This window comes from Bradyrhizobium centrolobii, from assembly GCF_001641635.1.
Taxonomy (GTDB): domain Bacteria; phylum Pseudomonadota; class Alphaproteobacteria; order Rhizobiales; family Xanthobacteraceae; genus Bradyrhizobium; species Bradyrhizobium centrolobii.
On the sequence record NZ_LUUB01000059.1, the window covers coordinates 77904 to 101243 of the forward strand.

Here is a 23340-nt window from a genome sequence, read left to right on the forward strand (position 1 = left end):
GCGCAGAAATTCATCGCGAGGATCAGACACGCGCCGAATCTGCGGCCTACCGCCGCAACGCCTCCCGTACGACGGGTCCGGCGCAACCCGTCTCGATCGTATGCCTCTCGGCGCCGCCCGACCTGCCAATTTCTTCCAAAACCGTTGGAAGACGTGAGCTTTTGCCACGCCATCCACCATTTCACTCAGATCGGAACGGCCGAGCCCGACAATTTGGAGCGGCTACCATTTCTGATAGGGAGATGGAATTTCTGCTGGCAGCACCACCAAAGCAACGACTCGTCTGTTTGCCCCTGCTTTATGATGGTCGCGCTACCCAAAGGGCCCCAAACCTAACGTAGCGGCAGATTGAGCCTGAAAGCGGCGGCTTCATTCTAGCAACAGAGCCAGTCACACCGATCACACCTGAAAGCCCCCACTCATGGCGCGCATAGAGCCGTTGGCCTCGCCGAGGAACGATCTCTATCGCGATCGGTCACAGCGGAGCAAACCGCCAGCACTCTCACTCATATGACGACCGCGACATCGCACTTTCGCCTAACTATTGCAGCGCGCTCGGTCCCAAGATAGTTAAGCGACCGACAATGCAACGACAGAGCTATCCATGATCCGCCACATCGTCTTGTTCAGCGCCAGAGATAATGACACTATCGAGCAGATGATGGAGGGCTTGTCGGTTCTCACCATGATTCCGCATGCGCGCCGGCTCGAGATCGCTCGCAATCGCAAGACAGATCAGCTCGGTAACGAGATCGACGTCGCCGTCTATGGTGAGTTCGACAATGAGACCGAACTTGCCGCTTACAAGGCGCATCGTCTTTATCAGGAATCGATCAGACGTGTGCGCCCCCTCCGGGAACTGCGCTTTGCGGCAGATTACGATGTCTCGACAGATGCGCGGTTCATGACGCGGCGCACTGGTAACACCGGATAAGCTGCTGCCCGATGCAATCCTGCCAGGTTCCCGGCGCGCCTCTCCTTGCGGGATCACGATTGAAGTGCGGTAGCGCTCATCCTTTAAGTGAATGATAGTCCCATGCACGTTCGCGAGTTGCAGTGGATAGAACCTGCTACAGCGATGCAGCGACTTGCGCTTCGATCGCACCTCACATTTTTCGATAGTTCAGCGGGCGACAGTTTGCTCGGGCGCTACTCATTTCTGACCTGCGATCCCTTCGGCACCTATATGGTGGCGAACGGGCGGCCGAGTTGGAACGGACAGCGCCTTGACGACGATGATCCCTGGACGGTTCTTCGCGCGCTGCTTGCCTGCTACCCGCAAGAGCATCGCCCCGATCTTCCGCCGTTCCAGGGAGGGGCCGCCGGTTTTCTTAGCTACGATCTGAACAGAACGTTGGAGCGATTGCCGGAGCTGGTCACGGGCGGTCGAGGCTTGCCTCAATCCATTCTGCATTTCTACGACGTCGTCCTTGGTTACGATCACCGCGAGAAGAGATGCTGGATCGTCTCGACCGGATGGCCCGCGCAGAATCCAGCGCGTCGAACAGTGCGTGCGCAGCGGCGCGCTGATGAATTTGCGACGCTGCTTGAAGACACAAATCCGCTTCCAGACAGGGGCGCTGGCGACGCCGGTCCGTGGTACTCCAATTTCAGCCGGCAAAGCTATGGCGCGGCGGTCAGCCGGGTCGTTGACCTGATTCTGGCAGGCGACGTTTTTCAGGCCAATGTTGCGCAGCGGTTCAGCGCCCACCTGTCACCTTCATTCGATCCGCTTGCCTTCTACCGCCGGCTACGGTTGCTCAATCCGGCTCCTTTTGCAGCCCTCCTGCGCTATGGCCGACTGACCATCGCATCGAGCTCGCCGGAGCGATTTTTGAAGCTGGACGGAGGACGGGTGGAAACCCGTCCCATCAAAGGCACGATCGCGCGCTGCGCTGACGCAAAAGAAGACCAGCGTCGCGCTGAAATGCTCGTTGCGTCCGAGAAGGACCGTGCCGAGAACATCATGATTGTCGACCTCCTGCGGAACGATCTATCGCGGGTTTGCACTCCGCATTCGGTCGAGGTTCCAGCGCTGTGCAAGCTCGAATCCTATGCCTCGGTGCACCACCTCGTCTCGATCGTTACCGGCGAGCTTGCCAGAGGCCAAGACGCCGTTTCCCTTCTTCAGGCCTGCTTTCCGGGCGGGTCAGTCACAGGGGCGCCAAAGGTGCGAGCGATGGAGATTATCGCGGACATCGAGCGGGTGGCGCGCGAGGTCTATTGCGGAGCAATCGGCTATATCGGCTTCAACGGGCAGATGGACACCAACATTGCCATTCGCACTGTCACGTTCGACGACGATCGCGCTGTGTTTCACGCAGGCAGCGGGATCACAGCTATGTCGGATCCGGAAGGTGAGTACGAGGAGACGCTTGCCAAGGCGCAGCGTCTGTTCGACGCATTTCGAGCTGAAGGGTCGGGCCTCACTTGATCCTCATCATTGACAACTACGACTCCTTCGTTTTCAACATTGCCCGGTACTTCCAAAGGCTTGGTCAAGCAACGGAAGTGCGCCGCAATGATGCAGTGAGCATCAAGGACATCATTCGCCTCAGACCTGGGGCCGTGGTGATCTCCCCCGGTCCCTGCTCGCCGCATGAAGCCGGCATATCGACCGCGATTGTTCGCGAGTTATCGGGTCACGTCCCACTCCTCGGCATCTGCCTCGGACATCAGTGCATTGGGAGCGTCTTCGGTGGACGCGTGTCACGTGCCCGTCGCCCCATGCACGGCCGGTCCTCCAACATAACACATGATGGCACGGAGCTATTTCAGGATCTCCCCTCCCCCCTTTGTGTTGGGCGCTACCATTCTCTCATCGTCGAGCTCGATGAGCCTTGCACGCGTCACCTCGTTGTGACGGCGCGTTCGGAGGAAGGCGAGATCATGGCCATCGCACATCGTCACGAACCGACCTATGGCGTCCAGTTTCATCCGGAATCCATACTGAGCCAACAAGGGCATTTGCTGCTGAAGAACTTCCTGCGACTCGCACGAACCTCCCAGGACCGGGGCCATGCCATCGACTCCGGCCGTTGATCTGATGGAACTATCGGAAGGGCCTGCTGAAGGAGCCCAAAAAGGTTTCGTTGAAGCAGGTGGATCGACTTAACTGCCCAACGCGGCGCTAGCGCCGATGACCAAGGGGGATGCCGAGCTTTCGCGCCTTTTGACGCAACGATCCAGTCGTACGCCGTGTAAGTTTCGCAATTTTCGTGACGGGTGTCTTCGCCTTCGAGTGTGCACGTAGCTCCTTGACGTCGGCCTTCGTGTACTCGCGACGCACAATCTTCTTCTTTACCGCCTTAGCCATAGTCACTCCGTTTGGGATCATTCGAGACGCATCTAGCAGGAAGAATGTTAGCTGCCAAGCATGTGCAGACGCATGCGCGAGGATCCGACGTATCGCGTTACCTCACCAACTTTCGAGCTGACTGACTGCCGCCGGAGGAAACTCATTGGATTGAGCGAAAAGCAGGCCGACCGACGGTAGCAGAACTCCAATTGAGAATATTCTATTGGCTGACGACAGGGACGCCAGGAGAAGTAGTAGAAGACTTTCTGGAAATTGCAGATTTGCGTTGAGTAGCCGAAGCCGCTTGCGTTCCAGCGAGATCGCTCTCAACTGAGTAATCGCGCGGGTCTCCCAAGCCGCAGCGGCGGAGTGCAGCTCTTCATCTATTGTCAACAATCATCTCAGTTTGTCAGGATCTTCAACTCAGGTCTCAGCAATTTTTTGATTGTACGCTCAGTTCGGGATCAAGCCCTGGCTCGTCGTATGGCCTAAGCAGCGGGCTGGCGACGAAACGCGTGCAAAGACAAGCGGCGTCCCGACGCTTAGGGAGATTGAAAGCACATTGGAGCGCCTCACTGGTCGCGAGTGGCCCGGTAGGAAATCGTTTCCTTTGCCTATAGTACCGCGCCCAGCGGCAAGCATCTCGGCTGTGCTGGCCGCTCGTTGTCATAGCTCGGAGTTTTTCGCTCGTCACGCGCCCTGGCTTGCACGCACGCGAGATGAGCGCCTATCCACAATCCGACTGGTCACTCTCCCGGCACTCAAAACGCCGCAAGCCGTGCCGCGGGGGCGCTGGCGATTGCGATCTGCCCTCGTCAGGCTTTCCCCTCACGGCAGATTTGGCCAAGCGAGCAAGGAGATCCGGAACGCCGATATCGGGCCGTCGGACCATCAATACTGATGGCCATCAGCCAATGGCAACTTTTTTTCCGGGCCGGCAGATCGCCTCGTGGGGTCAGGCACAAGCTTCTTGCGCATTGCGCCGTTCGAATGGAGCATATGCGAGTTGCCGATATCAAAGCTTGCGCAAGCCGTCGGTCTCGCGCTGATCGAGGCCCACGCGTCCTTGAACCATCATTCTGGCGTTTGAGGCGTCGCAGGAGGCGGATTTGCTTGAGCCTGCTCGTCCAGCCAGCCGATCTTGCTCTTGAGGAACTGCAAGCCCAGCACTTGAAACCCGGCAAATTCCTTGTGGTCCCGGCCGTAGCCGTGGCCGCCTGCGGCGAGCTCATACAAATAGGCCTCATAGCCCATCGCCTGCAGCTTCGCCACCATCTTGCGAGCGTGCCCGGGGTGAACGCGATCGTCGCGCCGCGTAGTGGCAATGAGAATCGGCGGATAGTTTTGTCCGGGCTTGGCGGCGTGATAGGCGGAATAGGCTTTAAGCCACTGCCATTCGTCGGGGTGATCGGGGTTCCCGTACTCGGCAATCCAGCTTGCCCCAGCCAGAAGCTTGGTATAGCGGCGCATGTCTATCAGCGGGATCGTGCAGAACAGCGCGCCGAACCGTTCAGGATAGCGTGTCAGCATGTTGGCAATGAGAATGCCGCCGTTTGATCCGCCCTCCGCGGCGATGCGCTTGGGCTGCGTGACGCCGCGGCGCACGAGGTCGGCGGCGACGGCTGCGAAATCGTCATGCGACAGCCTCTTTCCGGCGAGCCGGCCCGCATCATGCCAGCGCGTACCAAACTCGCCGCCGCCGCGCAGGTTCGCCTGCACGGTCGTGCCGCCGCGCTCGAGCCACAGCTTGCCAAGCGCGGAATTGTAGTACGGCCTCACCGAGGCGCCGAAGCCGCCGTAACCGCTCATGTGGACGGGCGCATCGCCGCTCTCGCCAACGGGGCCGGTCTGCACATAGGGGATGCGCTCGCCATCGATTGAAATGGCCTCGTGCTGGGTGACCAGGAGCCCGTCCGCGGTAAAGGTTTTTGGTGCCTGTTTGAGCACAGTCGGGGTGGCGATTTCAGTTTCGATCAGCCTCAGCGAAGGTGGTGTGAGCGGATCCTGGCTCTTGACGAGCAGGTCGCCATTGCTTTCGGACGGATCGCGATCAAGGGGCCAAACGTCAACCACCCCGATGTCCGGAAACCCATGCAATTGCTGCCGAGTCCAGCCATTGGCCGACGGCGTACAGATCTCGAAGACCGGCCGCAATTCATCGAGAATGCAAAGCACAAGCTTATCAGCACTCCAAAAGAAACTCTGCAGCGCGCGACGGGGCTCCGGCACGAACAGAACCTCGAACTGACGGCCGCCTGCCAGGAACGCCGGTAGCGAGATCGCAAGCACCGTGTCCGCGGCATAGGTTTGCCCTGCCACAGACCAAGCCTCGCGCGGCTTGACGGCAAGCCAGTCGCGGTGGGCCAGGATCCACATGTTGCTTGGCAGATCGAGCTTTGTCGTGGTGCCCGATTTATCGCCAAGCCAAGTGGCGAAGTTGAAGAAGTCTATCGCGTCGACGAACCACATCCGTGGCAGCGCGACCGTGTGATCGACGCTGCAAACAACCGCCATATGATCGACTGAAGTTTCAAAGATCACTGCTGCATCATCGACATGCGCGCCACGCTGCCACAGTCTCACCGTGCGCGCGTAACCGGAACCTGTTGCCATGCTCCTTCCATATGCGCTCGTCAGTATTAGCGTATCGGCATCGAGCCATTCGGCGCGGCCTTTCGCTTCCGGCAAGACAAAACCATCTCGGACAAAGCTCTTCGTGTCGGTATCGAACTCACGCAAAGTCACGGCATCGCTGCCGCCGCGCGACAGACTGAGAATGGCCCGCGAATGGTTGCCAGGTAGTGACGTCGTGGAGCTCAGAAGCCAGTCCTCGCCCTCGGTGGCGGCGAGCTGATCGATGTCAAGCAGGACCTCCCACGAAGGATTCTCGTTGCGAAATTCACCCAGCGTGGTTCGCCGCCACAGACCCCGTGGATTATCCGCATCCCTCCAGAGATTATAGAGGTAGCCGCCGCAGCGATTGACATAAGGGATATTGTCCGGCCGGTCGTAGATCGATGTCAACGCGTCGTGATCTCGCTCGAACGCCGCTCCGCCGAATGCCTGCAGTGTCTTTGCATTCTGCCGCTCGACAAACTTCAGTGCTCGCGCGCTTTCGAGCTGCTCCAGCCACAGGTTTGGATCGTCATCCGGAGCTGCGATCGTCGGCTTCTCCGCGCGCGTTTTTGTCGACGAGCTCGCTTTAACCACTCTTTCCCCCAACCCAACGCCGGAATCGACGTTCACTTTCAATACGTCATTGATCGATACGCGATCGATGCTTCGCATCGCGTAAGCTTCGCCACGAGTTGAGGTCTACAACGTGACGCTACGTGAGATTCAAGGCATTCTTTCGAAGTAAATGTTGCGCTGCCGTTACAGCAATTCGCATCGGCGCTGGTAAGACGCTTTCCGGCTGGGGGGTCAGCCAAAGGACTGAAGCTCGAGATGAAGAAGTTGTTGCTTGTGACTGCCAGCATGATGGCCCTTAGCGCGGTGGCGCCCGCATTCGGTGCGGATCTCGCTGCGCAGCCTGTCTACACCAAAGCGCCGCCGCCACCCGTCGTCGCCGCGTACTATGATTGGAGCGGCTTCTACGCTGGTCTCAATGGCGGTTGGGGTTCGAGCCACAACTCCTGGGATTTCGCAGGCACAACGCCCGAGGGCTCACATGACGCAAACGGCGGCACGGTTGGTGGGCAGATCGGCTATCGCTGGCAAATTGGTCAGACAGTGATTGGCGTTGAAGCTCAGGGCAACTGGGCGGACTTCAGCGGCTCCAATGTCAGCACTGCCTTTCCGGGCGACAACAATCACACCAGGGTGGACGCGTTTGGCTTAATGACCGGCCAGTTCGGTTATGCCTTCAGCAACGTACTCCTTTACGCCAAAGCCGGCGCCGCGGTGACGAGCAGCGCCTATCAGGTCAACTCTGTCCCACCCGGCACGCAGCTTGCGAGCGCAGACACGACTCGTTGGGGCGGCACGGTTGGCGCCGGAATCGAGGTCAACGTTGCGCCTAACTGGTCAGTTGGCATCGAGTACGATCACGTGTTCATGCCGACTAGCGACGTGAACTTCACCGCAACCGCTGGCGGTTCGTTCGGGAACGATCGCATCCGCCAGGATTTTGATCTCGTAACCGCACGGCTCAATTACAAGTTCGGCTGGCCGATCGTTCTTAAGTAGCCATTGCTTCGGCATAATGTGGCGATCAAGGGCCCCGGCCGGACGGCTGGGGCTTTCCGCTGCCAGGACAGGACGTGCCAGCCACGCTATGCTATCGCGGTTCGAACAGCGACATTGTGGCACTCGTGAAGCCAGCGAACGAAGCCTTTGCAGCTCCGCTGGACCTGCCACCCCTGCGCGAGGTCGTTTTGCGCAACTTGCTCATTGCGTGCGGAGGCGCCCTTTCGAGTTTACGCTGCGCGTTCAGCGACCTGTGCTTGGGCGTTGGGTGCCCCTCCGCCTGAGACTTCAAGAAGACCAAGGCGAAGCGCCTTGACGAGGCTTTGGGTTCTGTTCGTTGTACCCGTCTTTCGTATCGCGTTCTTCAGATGAAAATTGACAGTATTCTCGCTGATCTTAAGGATTATGCCAATTTCCCAAGACGATTTGCCTTCTCCCACCCATCGCAGGCAGTCTTTTTCCCGCTCGGACAGGATCAATTTTCGATCGCGATCAATGGCCGATGGCCGTGCGATCTCCGCAAAAGCGATATGAAAGTGCCAGGCCAGCGCACTGAGGCGGCTCACATGGTACTGAGGATTGGCATCGTCGAACTGGGATGCGAATGCTACGACGGAGACCCGGCCCGACGGTCCAAATAGTGGCACACTGATTCCATGCTTGAGCCCAGCCTCTTTGGCCTCATCCAGCACTCGTTGCTCCCCCGGTTCGAGCTGACATTGTTGACCAAGTTCGTCCCACAGAAATGGGCCCGAAACCGTTGGCGTCCGCCGAACCGCCGGGTCGATAGCGTAGTACTTGCGTTCCAGGTACCGCCTGCACCACTCAGGAGGGCTTTTCATCGCGACCATGGGCGGTGGATAGCCGGGTAGGCGAAGCGGCTCTGTAAATGTCACTGCTCCGTAGGCAACTTCACTGAACCCCTCCTCGCTCGCACAACTCACAAGCAGATCGAACAGGGTCTCAAGGGACTGCGTTCGGTTCGCACATTCGACGAAGCTGAATAGGTCCATATCTCACCTCAGAGGCCCGCTCAAAAGGGCGAATTGCACCGTCGATAGGGCCGGACAAGGTAGAGCTTGGTTACACTCCCGACCCCATCCAGCGCGCGAGGCGGCCGCACGGTTACAGCCAGCGCTGCGCACTAGGCGCGGGCGTCCCGTGCGGGAGGAGCGACAGGATGGCCGCCCCATCGTCCGCACTTGTGACCGAGGCCGTCATCGACCGTATCGGCGCCCCATCTAGGAGAATGCGCACGCGGCATGCCTGCGGCAATGCAAGGCTTCCGGATTCCTGGGACCTTGTATCTGCATGCGAGCTGCGGCGTTCCAATCGACCCGCGGAAGTGGGGCTCAGGCTGCGCGGTGCCGCCGATGGATTGCGTTCGAACGGAGCTGGGGTCGGCCGCGCCACATCCGCTGTTCCCTCAGGTTCGCGCTCCCCGACGTTTTGCTGCCCGGCTGCGAGCCGACGCGGGCGGGTGTGGGATCCGGCAGCAGCTCGGCCGGATCGCCTCCGACGGTCAGAGCCTCGCTGGAGACATTCGTGGCCCCTGCAGTGCCGATGGCGAGCACGGCCACTCTGCCCTAGACCTTTCCGACGGCCGCCTCCAACACAAGCGCACTGAAGTGGCCGACGACCATTGCCGCTCCGGCACCTGATGGTATCTGTGATGAGCTGCACGCCGACTTGCGCGGCGTCGAGAACCTGCTTGATGCAGATAACACTATGCATGCGCTTCTCCAGGAAGTTGCTGCGGCCCACAATCAGAACAGCAAGTCCCGTACCACTCTCGGCCTCGGCGAAAACTTCGGTTTTGAGAAGATATTAAGCGGATTGTGGATTGGCAGTCCGTGTTCAGCCATGGATACACTTGCGACATAGGTCCACAATGCGACAACGACGTTTGCAGCAGCCCCGACATCGATTGACACAGATCAACAATGTTCCGGTGATAAGAACATCCACGCTTGCTCGTTGTATCGCGCGGGTGAATGCACATACGGCTAAAGGCCGTGCATCGCTCGCTGGGAGCAGATGCAGAGCTTGGCGCCATAGTCAACTACCTAGCTTTGCGATTGATGGAGTTGGCCGGCACATGTCAATGAGTCAATAATCAAAGTTGCAGATCACAGCTCAGGGAGTTCGGCATGCTGAATAGAGCTGTTCGCACCAACGGACCTGATGGATGCGCTTACGCGGCGCCCTCTGACATACTGCGTGGTCAGATCTGCTCGAATAGTGAACTTTCCTTTCTCATGGAAGCCCATGATGGACTTTCCGCCGCAATTGCGGAGCGCGCGGGTTTCAAAGGCCTCTGGGCGTCCGGCTTATCAATTGCCTCCTCTCTCGGTTACCGGGATGCCAATGAGGCTTCATGGACCCAGCTCGTCGACGCCGTCGAGCGCATCGTGGATTCAAACACACTTCCCGTACTCGTTGACGGCGATAGCGGCTTCGGAAATTTCAACAATGCACGCCTTTTGGCACGCAAACTCCGTCAGCGTGGAGCTGCGGGGGTGGCATTTCAGGACAGCTGCTTTCCGAAGATGAACTCGTTTGTTGGGGAGCGGCATCCCCTCGCCGAGATAGATGAATTCTCCGGACGTTTGCGGGCCGTGAAAGATTCGGTCGGCACGGACCTCGTCCTCGTGGCTCGAACAGAAGCGTTGATCGCCGATCATTCCATGGACGAGGCCATTCTGCGCGCTCACGCCTTTGCCGATGCCGGAGCCGATGCAATTCTCATTCATTCGCGAAAGAGCACCGCAGACGAGGTGCTTTCGTTTGCGTCGGCTTGGCAGAACCGGCTGCCCCTCGTGATCGTTCCCACGACATACTATCGCACACCGGTCTCAGTCTACCATGATGCGCGCATCTCCACCGTGATCTGGGCCAATCATTCGATGCGAGCTGCGATCGTGGCAATGCGCCGGATCTGCGATCGCATCATCGCGAGGGAGGGTACTGCCAGCATCGAGTCCCATATCGCCCCGCTCGAGGACATCTTCGAGCTGTTCAGGTACGACGAACTCGCTCGCGCGGAGGCGAAGTATCTCCACCCCGGTGATCTACGACCATAGACCATCCATCACAAGTATCTTCGTTCGATTTCGAAAAACCAGTCGAGCGATGGTCTCGCGTTCCGGAACACCGCTTCAAGGCGGCAAAATTATTTGAGCGCCACGCGGACGCCCGGATCACCGGTATCGATCAAGCGAGGGATGTAGACCAATGCTCCCGCTTTAGATCGGCTTGGGCTTTCGGCGACTCTTGAGCGGCTTACGGATGAGTAGCGCAGGGTTCGAAAATCAGTGAGGATTATGAAAGTGACGCTCCTAGAACCTCCTTTGTGTGCCCCAGCAAGATCCACCGTTCTTGTTGGCAGGAATCGTCGTGGCAACTGGGTTGTCCGACATCAGAACGGCATTTTTGGCGGGCTATTCGTAAGCCGCAACCAAGCGTTTAAGTACGCATTGTTCGAAAACGGCCGAGATCCAGAAGCGATCGTAGAGGTGTCGCGCGAAATCGAGCTCGATATCTCGCCAACGCACGGGCCGCTACAAGGTGCGTAGCCTGACCCAAGGCGTGTCTTCTGGACCACGATGCTCAATTGTTGCGCTGAGATGTACGCCTCGAATGCGATTGAAATCGGCGCGCTCAACACAGGCTTACGCGTTTCTCCGACAGCGCACACGCAAGTAGCTGTCCGCATTCCACCGGGCGATGACGGGTGGGTACCGAATGTCGAACAAATGCTTCAGTCCCTCGTCGAAAAGCGAAAACTCCAGATATTCACGAGTGATCGAAGCGACAGGTGAGGACACTACAGCCTTCCGAGCCCAGCGACATCAACATTGTGCAGCAACGCCGTGAACCGGATCTGGCGCGACCGTTTGGCCGCCTATTCATCTTGGCGAGATTGGCTGGTGAGACAGTCGGCTCTGTCTCCGGTCCTGTGCCTACTTACCGGAGTATCCCATGAGCCGGAGCCTTGCCTCAGTCGACGAGTTGCCTTCGCCGGCGTCGACAGTTCTGCACCATGATCCGCGACCCTGCCAAAGGCTGCACACTCCTTCTGCCTCGTAAAGCGTCCCCTGAAGCTCTTCCCTCCTGCTCGGAATACACCTGCCCGCCGTCGGCCCACCGACACCACGTCAGAGCAGGGTGTGCTCGGGCAATGAGTGGGGCAGGAATAGAATCGAAAAAGCGGCAGTCTCCTTGCGGAATTCTGTGAGTTTCATGCGAGATTATCTTTCCGTTCTGCCCCATGGGAACCGTCAACCATCTTAGATGCGGCCAGGAGATATTGTCCGTTGCGATCAACCCATGCGGGAGATTTCCTAGGTGGTTTGAGCCTCCACCCTCGAATTGACGCGCGACCGCCTCCTTAACAAGGCCGCGCTCCGGAATTGCAACAGGCAAGGCTGCTTCCGAAGGTACGTCATGGCAGGCTTGCCCGGATTTGACTCGGTGCGCGCCGCACGGGCAGCGTGGAAGGACAAGCCCAGGCATGAGGAAAGAGGGTTTCCGTGTCCTCACAAGATCAAATGCATGCCGGCGTCGATGCGTACGCATTCGCCGGTCATGTTGCTCGACGCCGGGCTTGCGAGGAAGCAGACGAGCTGTGCAACGTCCTCAGCGGTCGAGACAATCTTGAGTGGGACCCGCGCAACCACTGCATCTCGCACTTGGCGGGCGCTTGTCTCGCCCCGGGCCTTCGTGAACCAGGGCGTATCGATATAGTCGGGACAAATCGTGTTGACACGAATGGAGGGCGCTAGCGCGCGCGCCAGCGGCAGCGTCATGGCATTTAGCGCACCCTTGCTCGCCGAGTACGCAACGGATGAGCTGGCACCGCTGATAGCCGCGACCGAGGAGACGTTCACCACTGCGGCCGGCCTTCCGCTCATTTTCGCGGCAGCCTCCAGCAGCGAGCGCGCGGCACGAATCATCTGGTATGGCCCGATGGTATTAACAGCATAGATGCGCTGAAAATCCTCCGCTGAGAGCCCGTCGAGATCGTGATGGGGCACATGCTTTGTGATTCCGGCATTGTTGACGAGTACATCAAGCCGCCCCCAGCGCGCGGCAGCCGCGACGATCTTTCTGCAATCCTCATCGCGCGAGACGTCACCCCGCACCACCACGACCTCGGCAGCGCCCGCCTTGCGGCAGGCTTCTGCCGTGGCCTCGGCTTCCTTCTGGCTGTTGGAATAGTTGACCACAATGCGCGCCCCCTCTTTGGCCCAAAATCCCGCGGTCGCCGCTCCAAGTCCGGACGCCGAACCCGTCACAATTGCGCACAATCCACTCTTCGACATCATTCCCTCATCTTGAGCATTTAACTAGCGTGTTGCTGGCGGCAGGCCATATCACGCGGCACAAGGCCTCAGACTCCATTGCACGTAATTTGAAACTAGGTCCGCTTTGTCCGCTGCCGCCGACATGGAGCATCTCTTCGCTTTGTCGCTTGTCGTCCTCTCGCGCGAGCACGTGAAAGACCAGAAGGCGCGTGTCTTCGGAGCAGATGCTCGGGTCCTCCATTCCCGCTGCTGCGGCGGAGCGCCGGAGCCCCAACTCGAGGGGCAGATCGGGGTCACGGGCGCCGCCGCTCGGCTGCCCACTGCGAGTAGCGGCTGCTCGTGATTTAGACGCTCGGGGCCAGCTCTTCTTCGGCATGCCGCGGGGCGGTCCCCAGCGGCCGAAACCGCCGCCGCGCATCGGCTAGCATATTCTGCATGCGCTCAACCGCACCAGCGGTCCGCTTTCAGAGAACTTTGATCCTGTGGCTTCTCAGGCATGAAGCTTGAGCGCGAGCTTCTCGCGCACCTCATCCGGGCTCATCACCCGCACGCCGATCCGCTCGAGAATTTCCACCGCCCGCTGCACGAGTTCGGCGTTTGTCGCCAGCCGCCCGCGGGATAGGTAAAGGTTGTCTTCCAATCCCACGCGCACGTTTGCTCCGAATATTGGTGCCAACGCTGCATACGGGAGCTGCATTCGTCCGATCGAGAAAGCCGAATAGACGGCGCGCGGCGGGAGCTGGTTTACCAGGGCCATCAGCGTCGTCGGGTCATTGGGGGCGCCATAGGGAATGCCCATGCACAGCTGGATCAATGGCGGATCGTCAATCAGTCCGCGTTTGATCAAATCGTGCACCATCACCAGATCACCGGTATCAAACACCTCAAACTCAGGGCGCACCCCAAGCTTTTGTAGATGTTCGGCCATTGTGCGCACCGTCGCGGGGGTATTGACTACGATCAACTCGTCGCGGGTACCGTAGTTCAACGTTCCGCAATCCAATGTGCAGATCTCTGGGCGCAGCTCTTCGATGTGCACCAGCCGCTCAAGCGCGCCCGCCATGTCTGTCCCAGCCGCCGGCGGCAGCGGAGACTGCGCCCCACCCAGCACGAGCGCGCACCCCATCCCTGTGGTCAGGTTAATCACCGGATTCACATCCGACTTCCGAATGCGTTGCACTACTTTCCGATACAGCATCGGATCCCGGGAGCCCCGTCCGCTTTCTGGATCGCGCACGTGAATGTGCACCAGCGCCGCACCGGCCCGCGCCGCCTCGATCGCCGAGTCAGCGATCTTCTCTGGGGTTACCGGCACATGCGGGCTATGCTCCGGTCCACTCCCCCCTCCCGTGACCGCACAAGTGATGAACACTTCCGAAATCATCCTCACCTTCTCCTCTCCTGAAAGCTTGACTTGCCCCTAGCCAGACCCACGAAGATTTCCTCATGATGTCGGCCGCTTTTGCATTTTCCGGCGCAATCAGCGTCAGCTCGTTGACAAGGATCGAGCGGATCTCATCGGGAACTCCTGTCGACAGCGCCGCCGCGAATGCTGCGACTCCAGCAGTCCTCATTTCAGCAATCGGCGTGCCACCTGCGATATCTTGCGCGTGGCTCACCTTACGAGAGCAGACACGTCCAATTGGCAGCCTTCTCTTGGAATGACATTGCCAGTTGTAGGTTTACTAACATCGCCGTAGTAAACGGGACGTGTCTCACGCGACAAAATGAAAACTCGTGTGATAGCGGGTCGCTCCCTCGCGTGGACTTGCTCGGTGAGGACGCGTCCTATGGCGACCTACCGACGACCGGTCTCAAGATCATTGCAAGCCACGGCACCCCGTTGTCTGGCGGTGAAATGATGCGCCGGCGACAGCTGTCGGAGCCGTGCTGTTTTCTTCCGAGGACCGCCCGGCTCGAAAGAATACCGATAAGGCGGTTGGACATTTGCGGCGCGCCACGCTGGAAGAACGCCTAGTAATCTGCGAAGTGCACAACTTCGAGGCAGACGAAATCGGGGCACCGGGGTCTCTCGATCCCACGTCGTGCTGCGCCCGCGAGGCTTAAGATCACGTTGACCGATGTTGTGAACTTGCCGCAATCGGCTCTCCAGGTGCTACGGGCGGCGTCTCTCTGTGATTGAGACAGCGTAAGCGCACCGTCTTAGGCCCGGGACGGATGTACTCGCTTACTATATGACGCCCCGCCGCAACACCAGACCAACCTGCACTGCGGGTCAAGCCCGTGCGGCGCTCGAGCCCCCCCGCCGGATGGCTATCAACCGAGCTCGGTTAGCGATCAGATTTCATGCAACCCAAGTGAAGTACGCGCTGAATACATCGCAACTCTCAATGGTTCAGGCGGTTTTGCGTCAGCTCTCGTTGAGTTCTCGATATGGCGCCATCTCAATCAATGGCAACCGGGCGATCACCTCGAGTGCGAAAGGTGTTGTGTCCCGGTGATGCGAGTCGTTGCCCGGCCGGATTGGCGACCAACGATTTCGAAGGACGGTGGCGCACAACTCAGAACGCTTGCACATAGTTCCTTCTGCTGGGCCTCTTGCAGAATCTGCGCCTTGCATCGACGGCAGAAAGCCAGGTGCTTGCCAAGATGGAGGATCTTACCAACATTGTCCGGCGTAGACGATTAGGGGTGCGGATCGCGTGACGACCCGTCATGTCCGCATCCACGGAGCGGATCTAGGCGCTCGGAGTGCAATCCAGTCAGGATTCGACGATGACCGCTCCACCTCGAAGTTGAACAAAGGGATTAAATAGTCCCGGATAATGATCGCGACGTGAGGCTCGTTGGCTTCCTCTTCGGTCAACTGCTTGCTCTCCGCACGATCAGCACATCGCGCGGCTGTCCGGATCAGCTCTCCGCTTCCGAAAGTGAACCTCACATCATCGAAAAGGAACAATGCGCCGGGCTTCAGCAATCGTACTGCCGCGGTAGCAGCCGCAAGATCAACATAGATAGAATGGCTGCCGTCGAGATAAATGATATCGAACGTCTCCTGGCGGCGAGCAAGCCGGATAAGATTGAACAGGTACGTTCCTACGTAATTTCCCAGAAGCCTGATGTCTCGATTGACAATGCCCGCTGTACTTAGGTCGGCCCGGCGGGCGGCACAAACATGTTCGACGTCCAAGCCCACATAATTGATGCCGAGGTCGTCGATGGTTTTGAATCGCTCCTTTCTGAAAGTCGATCCTACGCCTATTTCAAGGAAGCGACATCCAGGATTCTGCCGAAGAATGTGAAGCAGGCGGTGCTGAACGGACTGCCGGTACGCTCGGCAGTGACTCGGCAGAGGATGGCTAGAATCAAATAACTCATCTCGACATTGAAGGTCCATCAATCATCCCCGGGTTGCGCAGCGAATGGATTCGGGCGTGGCGTACGCTTGATCCAGCGCCTCACCTCGCGGCGCCCCGACGAACCGATGCCCAGCGCCAAGTCGTGCACCAGAATAGCCGATATCGGCCGTGACGGTCGACCGTCTTGTGCGACTCGGCGTTTGCCAAGCCGGCTGACGGGCTGAAGACGAGTGTTCCTAATCCTTACCACATTTACTACTCGTGTTACGGACATAGTCCGAATGATGTGCTGTTGGCCGATTTCACTGATGATATCCGCCATGTCTGCCGCCAAACAGTCTTCTGCGGCACGTAGACCATCATCTTCGGAGAATAATATGTGCGCGCGATAGAAATCTCTCCCGAAACGCTGCACGGCGACGGAAACCGACGTTCCGCCAAAGTGCGAGCCCGATCCAACAGACTAGCGACTACAGAAGCTCTGCGTGATCGACGAGAGGCCCTTGCTAACATCGCTAGGCGCCATCCGCAGGCAAGCGCATGATTCTCCACATTCTGCGGGAGCGCTACCTACATCGGCATTGCGCAACAGCCATGTTCGCCCAATATATTTTGAGCGTAGGAGCTTCGCCAAGCAGTCTTTAGATAAACATGCCGTCCTCCTGCTCCAAACACCGAGAGCGAAGCAGGATTCGGACCACTGGAATGCGGCGGAACGCAAACCGATTTTAGGAACGCAGTGTCGTGTTGCAAACAGCGTGGCGAGCTCTGTACATCAGGCCATTTGGCTTCAGACGCAAGCCACGGGGCAATTGGGAGCATGATACCCGATAGCGGGCTCAAGATTTACGATTAGCGAGGTCACTTTTGACCTGGGCCAACGTGTCAATTCCGCTGTTGCGCAGACAATCCAAAGGAGCGGAGCATGCGAGACCAATTTCTCGCGCCCGTACCTCGGCGCCGAGTCGCCGACAGCAGAAAACGAGTCTCCGCTAGGCTCTTCAAGAAACGAGATGCCCGTACTAGCACGTCAGCAAGATTTGTGTTCAAGCCTCTCCGGCAACTTTCCGCTTCTGCCAGAAAACCATACTGAGAAGTATCTTTCGAAGAACGCGCTAACAGGGTCGGCGATCTCTTAGATTACAGAAGACGAATAAATCCTGGCAAACCTTTGATCAGAGCCGAGACTGAATGGTCCACGCTCAGTTTTTCATAGCGAAGGATTTGGTATTGGCACTGGATCATGCTCAGCCATTGGTGGAAGGCGACAAGGCCATGTTGAATATCCATCCTCTACATGCCAACTGCTCCTTGAATGGATGGCATGCTTATTGCTTTTTGGCGCTTGATTCGCACTTTCCACGCAAACCAATCCGTGCGAGGGAAAATATGTTTGGATTAGGATTTGACTTTCCCTCATTCGAAATCATAGGCGCGAAGCTTAGTTTTCGCACGCAATGCGAGAGGGGGCAGAGCGCATTCAAAACACTGACGGAACGATGCTTCACAGAAAATGCAAAATCGTCTTCGGCCCTCAAGATTTTCCCTTCGAGGGTCCCATGGAGCGCGCCGGAGTCGCACGCTCAGCCTGAGATTTTGGGTAGTGTGATGCGACTGTATTGGGGGGCTGGATCGACAATGAGTTCTGCACGGTCACCAGCAGTACGAGCACAACGATTTGCACCATTTGCAGAGGTGGCAACTACCCACACGAAGGCCGCCCTGGTCGATGGTCTCGGCGCGCTCGCTCACAGCTTCATCATCGCCCAACAACGCTATCCAGCCCATCTATGCGACGAATTCGAATGTTGCCCCCCAAGGACACGTTGCCCGCGCTGCAAACGAACAACCTCCGCCCTGCAGGCAGGAGCGCGGGCAGAACGTTGGACGTTGCGTGAGCGACCATGTTGATCCACCAGCTGAAAGATCGAATTCCGGATTTTGCCAGCGACGTTAGAATTAACCTAACGTCGATGTTGGCTGATGAGACGCTGCCGCCTAAGAGCAAGTATGGCGTGTTGTTGGCGGCTGCGATTGCGACCCGCAATGCCAAGGTGATTGCCGCCATGGAATCCGCGGCCGCTGCCGTGATGACGCCTGCGGCTCTGGAGACGGCAAAATCCGCCGCTTCTGTGATGGCGATGACCAACGTATACTATCGCTTCGTTCATCTCGCTTCAAACCCGGAATACAAAACAATGCCGGCGCGGCTCCGGATGAACGTGATCGACAATCCCGGCGTGGACAAAGCCGATTTTGCGCTGTGGTCCCTGGCCGTCTCCGCAATCAATGGCTGCGGCGCCTGTATCGACGCGCATGAAAAGGCACTACAGGAGGCATGGCTCGACGCCTCAGAGATCCAGACCGCGGTACGCTTTGCCGCCATCGTGCAATCAGTGGCGATCGCGATCGAGGCAGCCAGTCACGATACGGGGCAAACCGTGTGATTGCCCTGCTCCATCCCATTTCCTTGCGGCGAGAGGCTGGCTCAGACCGTCAATGCGCACACTGAAATCGCAAAGCGCCCTCATCCGCCGCGCCACGGTGCTGCGGCCACTCTGCGCAGGCGGACTTGGCAAATGAATGCGCAATCGACCATTCGTCCGGTCGCCATCGCTCTCACGGGGAATGTAGTTGGGCGTAGTGCCAACCAGCCCGCGTGCATTAGCTGCGATCCTCGCCCAAGGGTCAAGGGGCACACAGGTTCGTCCAATGCGATGTTATACGACTAAGGAGTTCTTGGGGAGGACGCTCCCCGGCAGTTCCTAGCCATTAGCATTGAATCCTCTCGTTGCTCCGGCACGCGCGACGTCGAAACGTGCGCACGCGCCACCAGTTGTCGGTTCGGTCACGATCAAGATAGGACAATAAGCCAAATTTTGATCGCGAACATTGCTAGAGCGGCTGCGCGCTTGGCAACCGAGCCATCAATGCCAATCCTTTGGTTGCGGCCAACTACCACCGTTGGCAGTTGATTCTGATGGATAGCGATGCAAGTGTTGATCATCGAAGCTGATATGCAAGACATCCAGCACGCAACATCAACTTACACACTCTGCTCTCGCCAAGGCTCCTAATCGATGCACTTACTCTTCGCCCAGGTCGGCTCGACCGTAACCTTTCAGCGATGGAAGCGATGACGGAAATCGGTGGCGGTCGACCACGATCGAAAATTCTCTATCCATGAATTGTAGTCGGATTCAATTTCAACGGATCCCGCAAGTCCTTGAGCGAGACCAAGAGCGTTGGAAATCGCGTTTCATCGGCCCACTCAATCGCTCGGCGTTATTGCACAATCCACATTTTTGGTAGTTGGCGTGATCGATACAATTCTTTACCCAACTGAACCTTTCAAGCTGCACAGGAAAGGTATCGATGTGGATGTCGGAGCGCTACACACGATGGACCTGCACGGCAAGGTCGCACTGGTCGTTGGTGGATACGGAGCGATCGGCACAGCAATCTCAGAAACACTGGCCGCGGCTGGTGCGACCAGCGTTATCGTAGGACGAAATGGCGATCAGGCGCGCGCGCTTGCCGTTCAATTGACTGATGGAGGGTACATTGCCGAGGGCCTTGAGCTAGACGCATCCAACACCGAAGCAGTCAGGGAACTCTCAACATCATTAGTACAACGCTATGGTTCGATTGATATCTTAGCGAACTGCGTCGGCTTTAATAAGGAGCAAAAGTTGCTCGAGGTGACGGAGGAAGCGTTTGACAAGGTCTATTCTAGGACATTGCGAGCCGGAATGTTTCTCTCTCAGGCAGTGGCTGCCCATCAAATTGCCGCCGACAAGGGCGGTAGCCAAATTCACCTCCTCTCGATTGGGTCCTCACTCGGCTTCCGAGACCGCGGCTATAGCTCCTTCTGCGCTGCAAAGGGAGGTTTAGCTATTCTGTTGAAACAGCATGCAACCGAGTTGGCGCCGCACGGTATCACCGTCAATGGCGTTGCTCCGGGCAGGGTGCGAACTCAAAAGAATGACAAGACTCTTGGCGATAAAGAGACGTTTGAGCGGGCTACGGCGGACGTTCCTCTCGGCCGCTTGGCAACGCCAGCCGATGTCGCGGGCGCGGTACATTTCCTCGCATCGGGGCTGTCGCGTTTCGTGACTGGGCAGATACTGTACGTCGATGGCGGTCAAAGCGCGTGTAGATAGATGCAGCAGCGGAATGGCGGATACGACAACGAGGCTCACCGTGATTGCCGAATTTGCTGTGTTGATCAGCACCGTTCAATTCACATCGGTACTATCGCGTATTTTCGTACATGAGTACTTGAGACCTCGAAGCTTGGCATTTGTTGCCTACCTGCGGTAAAGCGCGACAGAAATCGGCCTAGGCTCTGCACATGCGATGTATATGTTGCCAGCCGCGCCGATAACGTTCAGCACCGTACAGTGTCACGGTAAGGACTTTGCTGTTCGAAGCTCACGCAGGCTTGGGGCTAAGGTCGAAATCGAAGGATGCTAGGATTGACCACGTCAGCTCAGCCGCTGGCCTTGAACCAGGGCGTATGTATACGGGGTCTTCCAATTTTGCTCCCCAGATGAGCGGTAGTCGACGCGCCCACGCTGCCAGTCGCCCAAGTGCCTGCCGGTGACTCCATCAATCTTTTTTCGTATCGAAAGGACCGCGGTCATCTCCAAAATTGTCGCGAAATTGGTGGATTTCGAGCATTATTTCGCTGTCAATGCCGGCCGGGATCCATAACGAGCAGTTCGGCTGCGTCATTGCTGAAGCCGGAGCCCTCGCCCGGCCGAGCACACCTCATTCTGGCAACTATGACGCGTGGATTGCAGGGTTGCCGGCGTCGGAGATCCTGTGGACCTGGATGAAACTCGTTACAATCGTCACAGAAGGCAGGTCTGCTTTGAGCTTCCTCGGCCTTTGCAGTTGCGACAAGAGGGGCGACGATTTGTTTCGACCGCTCGGTCGGCAACCTACTTATCGAACGACCTTCCGGAAATGCACTCGTCAAGTGTCTCAATAATTACTTGTGAACTCAAGGCATTGAGTGACGTTAGGCAGCGCCACGCGAGCGCAACTCACGATGTCAAGATCAGATCACGCCCGCCATCAACCAGACTCTTCAATTCCTCACCAGTTTGCCAAACAAGGCAATCGTCGTCCACGATCTCCTCTTCTATCAGCTGCAAGATCGACCCGCCGGGTTCATGATGCGAATATCCGTAGACTACGCCTTTTTCCACTAGCGAGCGCGCTACAAGTGCGCATAAGAAGTCAGGAACCCACATCGCGAAGGAAACGCCGCGCGCTATTCCTGCCATGATCTTGGACATACCGCGCCCTCTAAAGTCTCTGCGCACCCAACGATCGCCAAGGTAGGCTACTTTCCCGGTTATCTGCCGTGCGCTGGGCGCCATGCAACTACACCGATCCTGCGGATGTGCATGTACGGCTGGGTCTGCGAAAAACACCTTCAGAGATTGAAGGTGTTCTGCAAAATTGGTATGCGAAAGGTTATAGAGCCGAGCAGCCTCTAGGAGAGCGACTTCGTTGTTTTTGTCGACGCCCACGATCCAGAATCCCTCGCCTGATCTAATTGGCGATCGGTCTGGCCGAAAATTCGGATATGTCGGTCCCTTTGTTGGAGTGGCCCGAGTGATGGAGATATACTCATGAAAGTCGAATCCTATCGAAAGCTTTATTCCCTTTTGAGCCGCAGCGGCGTCATATACCTGCAAGAAACGTGAGATGCGCAATGGATTGACTATGCTTTTCATTGCTTCATCTTGCCCCCTCGCGACCAGCCGGCTCATCGATTTATCCCCTGAATTAGTAGCGCCAGTATAGCACATAGCATTGATCGTCAGACTGCCTGATCTAGTGGGGAACATCGCACTCGATCATCGAGGAGACATACGGCTGCAGAGCGAATGGTTCAGAATGCTGCAAAGGAGGTTGCGTGTGGTCGCGGCCGGGACCAATTCGACTTCTCGATGTGAGTGACAGCTTCTCCACCTTTCCACTCACGCTAGTCGCTTAAGAACGCACCTGGCCGCCGGACATAATGCCCATCCGCCCAAGCATCGCAGTTGCAGTTTCTGCCCTGGCTGATCGAAACATGCTCGCGTCTGTCAGGTCACACATCGCCACGACGAAGTTAACGTGCCGCTAACTCAAATGGCTGACGGACTTAGACTCTCGTGCCAACCATCAGGCGGACGCCCGGTGTCGTCTGGCGGCGCGGTAGCCAAGCCCATGGGGGACAGGCGCGAGACCTTTCACGGCCAATAGCGCAGCGCACGTTGAAACGAGGCCGCGTTGACGGGGGTCACCCGCCCTCCGCGGTCAAAGCCAGTGCGCCCCCCAGCGCAGATCACTAGGTTGATCAGCCGAGCAACGCCACTAGGTCGTGTTGATGGTTTTTGACAGCGGAATCGAGTTTTGATTCAAGACTGCCTTTCTGTGGGGGGCAGGATTGAGTCGGGGCGATCTGACGGAGACACAATGGCAGATACTCGATCCGCTGTTGCCCGATCGCGGCGAGCGTGGCCCGCCAATTCTAGATAAGCGGCGTACGGTCAACGGCATTCTGTGGGTTCTGCGAACTGGCGTGCCATGGCGCGACATGCCGGAACGATATGGCAAGTGGAACTCGGTCTTCATTCGCTTCACCCGCTGGAGCAAATCTGGTGTTTGGGATGCGGCATTCGAGACTTTGGCGAGTCTCGGGCCTCCCGCCGACGAGGAGCACGCCATCGATTCCACCATCATCCGGGCGCACCAGCATGCGGCTGGAGTAAAAGGGGGAATCAAAATCAGAAAGCGCTCGGCCGCTCGCGCGGTGGCTTCTCGACGAAGGTCCACGTCCGCACCAATGCCGAAGGCAACCCGCTGACCTTCGACATCACTGGCGGCGAGGTCCACGAAGTTAATGCCTACGAAGCATTGATGGAGCTTCACGACGTCAATCCCAGAAAGCTTCTCGGCGATAAAGGCTACGACAGCGACGCTATTCGTGCTGATCTTGTAGAGCGTGGCATCGAGGCTGTGATCCCGCCGCGATCGAACCGCACGATCCAAATCAAATACGATCGTGAGGCCTACAAGCATCGCAATCTCGTCGAACGCTGTGTCAATCGCATCAAACAATACCGTCGCGTTGCTACCCGTTACGAAAAAACCGCCAGAGCGTACCTGTCGATGCTAAGCATCGCCGCAGCATTGCTCTGGGTTAGAACCGTCAACACGACCTAGC

13 protein-coding genes and 1 pseudogene are annotated in these 23340 nt (G+C 57.8%); 8 read left to right on the plus strand and 6 right to left on the minus strand.

Translation table 11 applies throughout. From position 1 onward, the window contains the following. The first annotated feature begins 604 nt into the window (after nt 1–604). The 3 genes from AYJ54_RS18675 (at nt 605) to AYJ54_RS18685 (ending at nt 3042) form a co-directional block, all read left to right on the plus strand. On the plus strand, nt 605–934 hold the full coding sequence (locus tag AYJ54_RS18675) for a Dabb family protein (RefSeq protein ID WP_063700931.1): 330 nt from the start codon (nt 605–607) through the stop codon (nt 932–934). 102 nt (nt 935–1036) lie between these two features. Further along, the gene (pabB, locus tag AYJ54_RS18680) at nt 1037–2434 is read left to right on the plus strand and encodes an aminodeoxychorismate synthase component I (RefSeq protein WP_063700934.1); all 1398 of its coding nucleotides are present in this window, start codon (nt 1037–1039) and stop codon (nt 2432–2434) included. Next, complete coding sequence (locus tag AYJ54_RS18685; RefSeq protein ID WP_063700936.1) at nt 2431–3042, plus strand: anthranilate synthase component II; 612 nt, start codon at nt 2431–2433, stop codon at nt 3040–3042. The genes pabB and AYJ54_RS18685 overlap by 4 nt, the downstream gene beginning before the upstream one ends. Nucleotides 3043–4372: 1330 nt before the next feature. Here the strand turns inward: AYJ54_RS18685 and AYJ54_RS18695 are convergent. After that, complete coding sequence (locus AYJ54_RS18695) at nt 4373–6586, minus strand: prolyl oligopeptidase family serine peptidase (RefSeq protein ID WP_082905728.1); 2214 nt, start codon at nt 6584–6586, stop codon at nt 4373–4375. A gap of 159 nt (nt 6587–6745) precedes the next feature. Here AYJ54_RS18695 and AYJ54_RS18700 point away from each other — a divergent pair, with 159 nt between their 5' ends. Continuing rightward, nucleotides 6746–7486, plus strand: coding sequence for an outer membrane protein (locus AYJ54_RS18700; protein WP_063700942.1), 741 nt, complete (start codon nt 6746–6748; stop codon nt 7484–7486). A 230-nt stretch (nt 7487–7716) separates the two neighbouring features. Here AYJ54_RS18700 and AYJ54_RS18705 read toward each other — a convergent pair whose 3' ends face one another. Beyond that, a complete protein-coding gene (locus AYJ54_RS18705; RefSeq protein ID WP_063700944.1) occupies nt 7717–8499 on the minus strand; it encodes an autoinducer binding domain-containing protein in 783 nt (260 codons plus the stop codon). 1200 nt (nt 8500–9699) lie between these two features. Between AYJ54_RS18705 and aepX the strand changes: the two genes are divergently transcribed. After that, nucleotides 9700–10569, plus strand: a complete 870-nt coding sequence (gene aepX, locus AYJ54_RS18715; RefSeq protein WP_063700965.1) for a phosphoenolpyruvate mutase — start codon at nt 9700–9702, stop codon at nt 10567–10569. Between the two features lie 1455 nt (nt 10570–12024). Here the strand turns inward: aepX and AYJ54_RS18720 are convergent. From AYJ54_RS18720 to AYJ54_RS18735, 3 genes are all read right to left on the minus strand, one after another. Next, entirely contained in the window at nt 12025–12810 is a 786-nt protein-coding gene (locus tag AYJ54_RS18720) for an SDR family NAD(P)-dependent oxidoreductase (RefSeq protein ID WP_063700967.1), read from the minus strand. Between the two features lie 472 nt (nt 12811–13282). After that, nucleotides 13283–14176, minus strand: coding sequence for a beta-keto acid cleavage family enzyme (locus tag AYJ54_RS18730; RefSeq protein WP_063700950.1), 894 nt, complete (start codon nt 14174–14176; stop codon nt 13283–13285). Between the two features lie 1290 nt (nt 14177–15466). Continuing rightward, a complete protein-coding gene (locus AYJ54_RS18735) occupies nt 15467–16150 on the minus strand; it encodes an O-methyltransferase (RefSeq protein ID WP_063700952.1) in 684 nt (227 codons plus the stop codon). A gap of 1866 nt (nt 16151–18016) precedes the next feature. Here AYJ54_RS18735 and ahpD point away from each other — a divergent pair. Both ahpD and AYJ54_RS18745 read left to right on the plus strand, forming a co-directional pair. After that, entirely contained in the window at nt 18017–18559 is a 543-nt protein-coding gene (gene ahpD / locus AYJ54_RS18740) for an alkylhydroperoxidase, AhpD family (RefSeq protein ID WP_063700954.1), read from the plus strand. A 798-nt stretch (nt 18560–19357) separates the two neighbouring features. After that, complete coding sequence (locus tag AYJ54_RS18745) at nt 19358–20275, plus strand: SDR family NAD(P)-dependent oxidoreductase (protein WP_245329068.1); 918 nt, start codon at nt 19358–19360, stop codon at nt 20273–20275. An 888-nt stretch (nt 20276–21163) separates the two neighbouring features. On the opposite strand, the gene AYJ54_RS49475 is transcribed toward AYJ54_RS18745, so the two are convergent. After that, a complete protein-coding gene (locus AYJ54_RS49475; protein ID WP_136623792.1) occupies nt 21164–21898 on the minus strand; it encodes a hypothetical protein in 735 nt (244 codons plus the stop codon). 713 nt (nt 21899–22611) lie between these two features. Here AYJ54_RS49475 and AYJ54_RS47425 point away from each other — a divergent pair. Continuing rightward, a pseudogene (locus AYJ54_RS47425) lies at nt 22612–23339 on the plus strand (IS5 family transposase). Nucleotide 23340: the final 1 nt, after the last annotated feature.

Bases quoted from the DNA above. Each gene is read 5' to 3' on its own strand.
- AYJ54_RS18675 (WP_063700931.1), top strand. From the start codon at position 605: ATGATCCGCCACATCGTCTTGTTCAGCGCCAGAGATAATGACACTATC.
- pabB (WP_063700934.1), top strand. From the start codon at position 1,037: ATGCACGTTCGCGAGTTGCAGTGGATAGAACCTGCTACAGCGATGCAG.
- AYJ54_RS18695 (WP_082905728.1), bottom strand. From the start codon at position 6,586: ATGCGAAGCATCGATCGCGTATCGATCAATGACGTATTGAAAGTGAAC.
- AYJ54_RS18700 (WP_063700942.1), top strand. From the start codon at position 6,746: ATGAAGAAGTTGTTGCTTGTGACTGCCAGCATGATGGCCCTTAGCGCG.
- AYJ54_RS18705 (WP_063700944.1), bottom strand. From the start codon at position 8,499: ATGGACCTATTCAGCTTCGTCGAATGTGCGAACCGAACGCAGTCCCTT.
- AYJ54_RS18720 (WP_063700967.1), bottom strand. From the start codon at position 12,810: ATGTCGAAGAGTGGATTGTGCGCAATTGTGACGGGTTCGGCGTCCGGA.
- AYJ54_RS18730 (WP_063700950.1), bottom strand. From the start codon at position 14,176: ATGATTTCGGAAGTGTTCATCACTTGTGCGGTCACGGGAGGGGGGAGT.
- AYJ54_RS18735 (WP_063700952.1), bottom strand. From the start codon at position 16,150: ATGGACCTTCAATGTCGAGATGAGTTATTTGATTCTAGCCATCCTCTG.
- ahpD (WP_063700954.1), top strand. From the start codon at position 18,017: ATGTTGATCCACCAGCTGAAAGATCGAATTCCGGATTTTGCCAGCGAC.
- AYJ54_RS49475 (WP_136623792.1), bottom strand. From the start codon at position 21,898: ATGAGCCGGCTGGTCGCGAGGGGGCAAGATGAAGCAATGAAAAGCATA.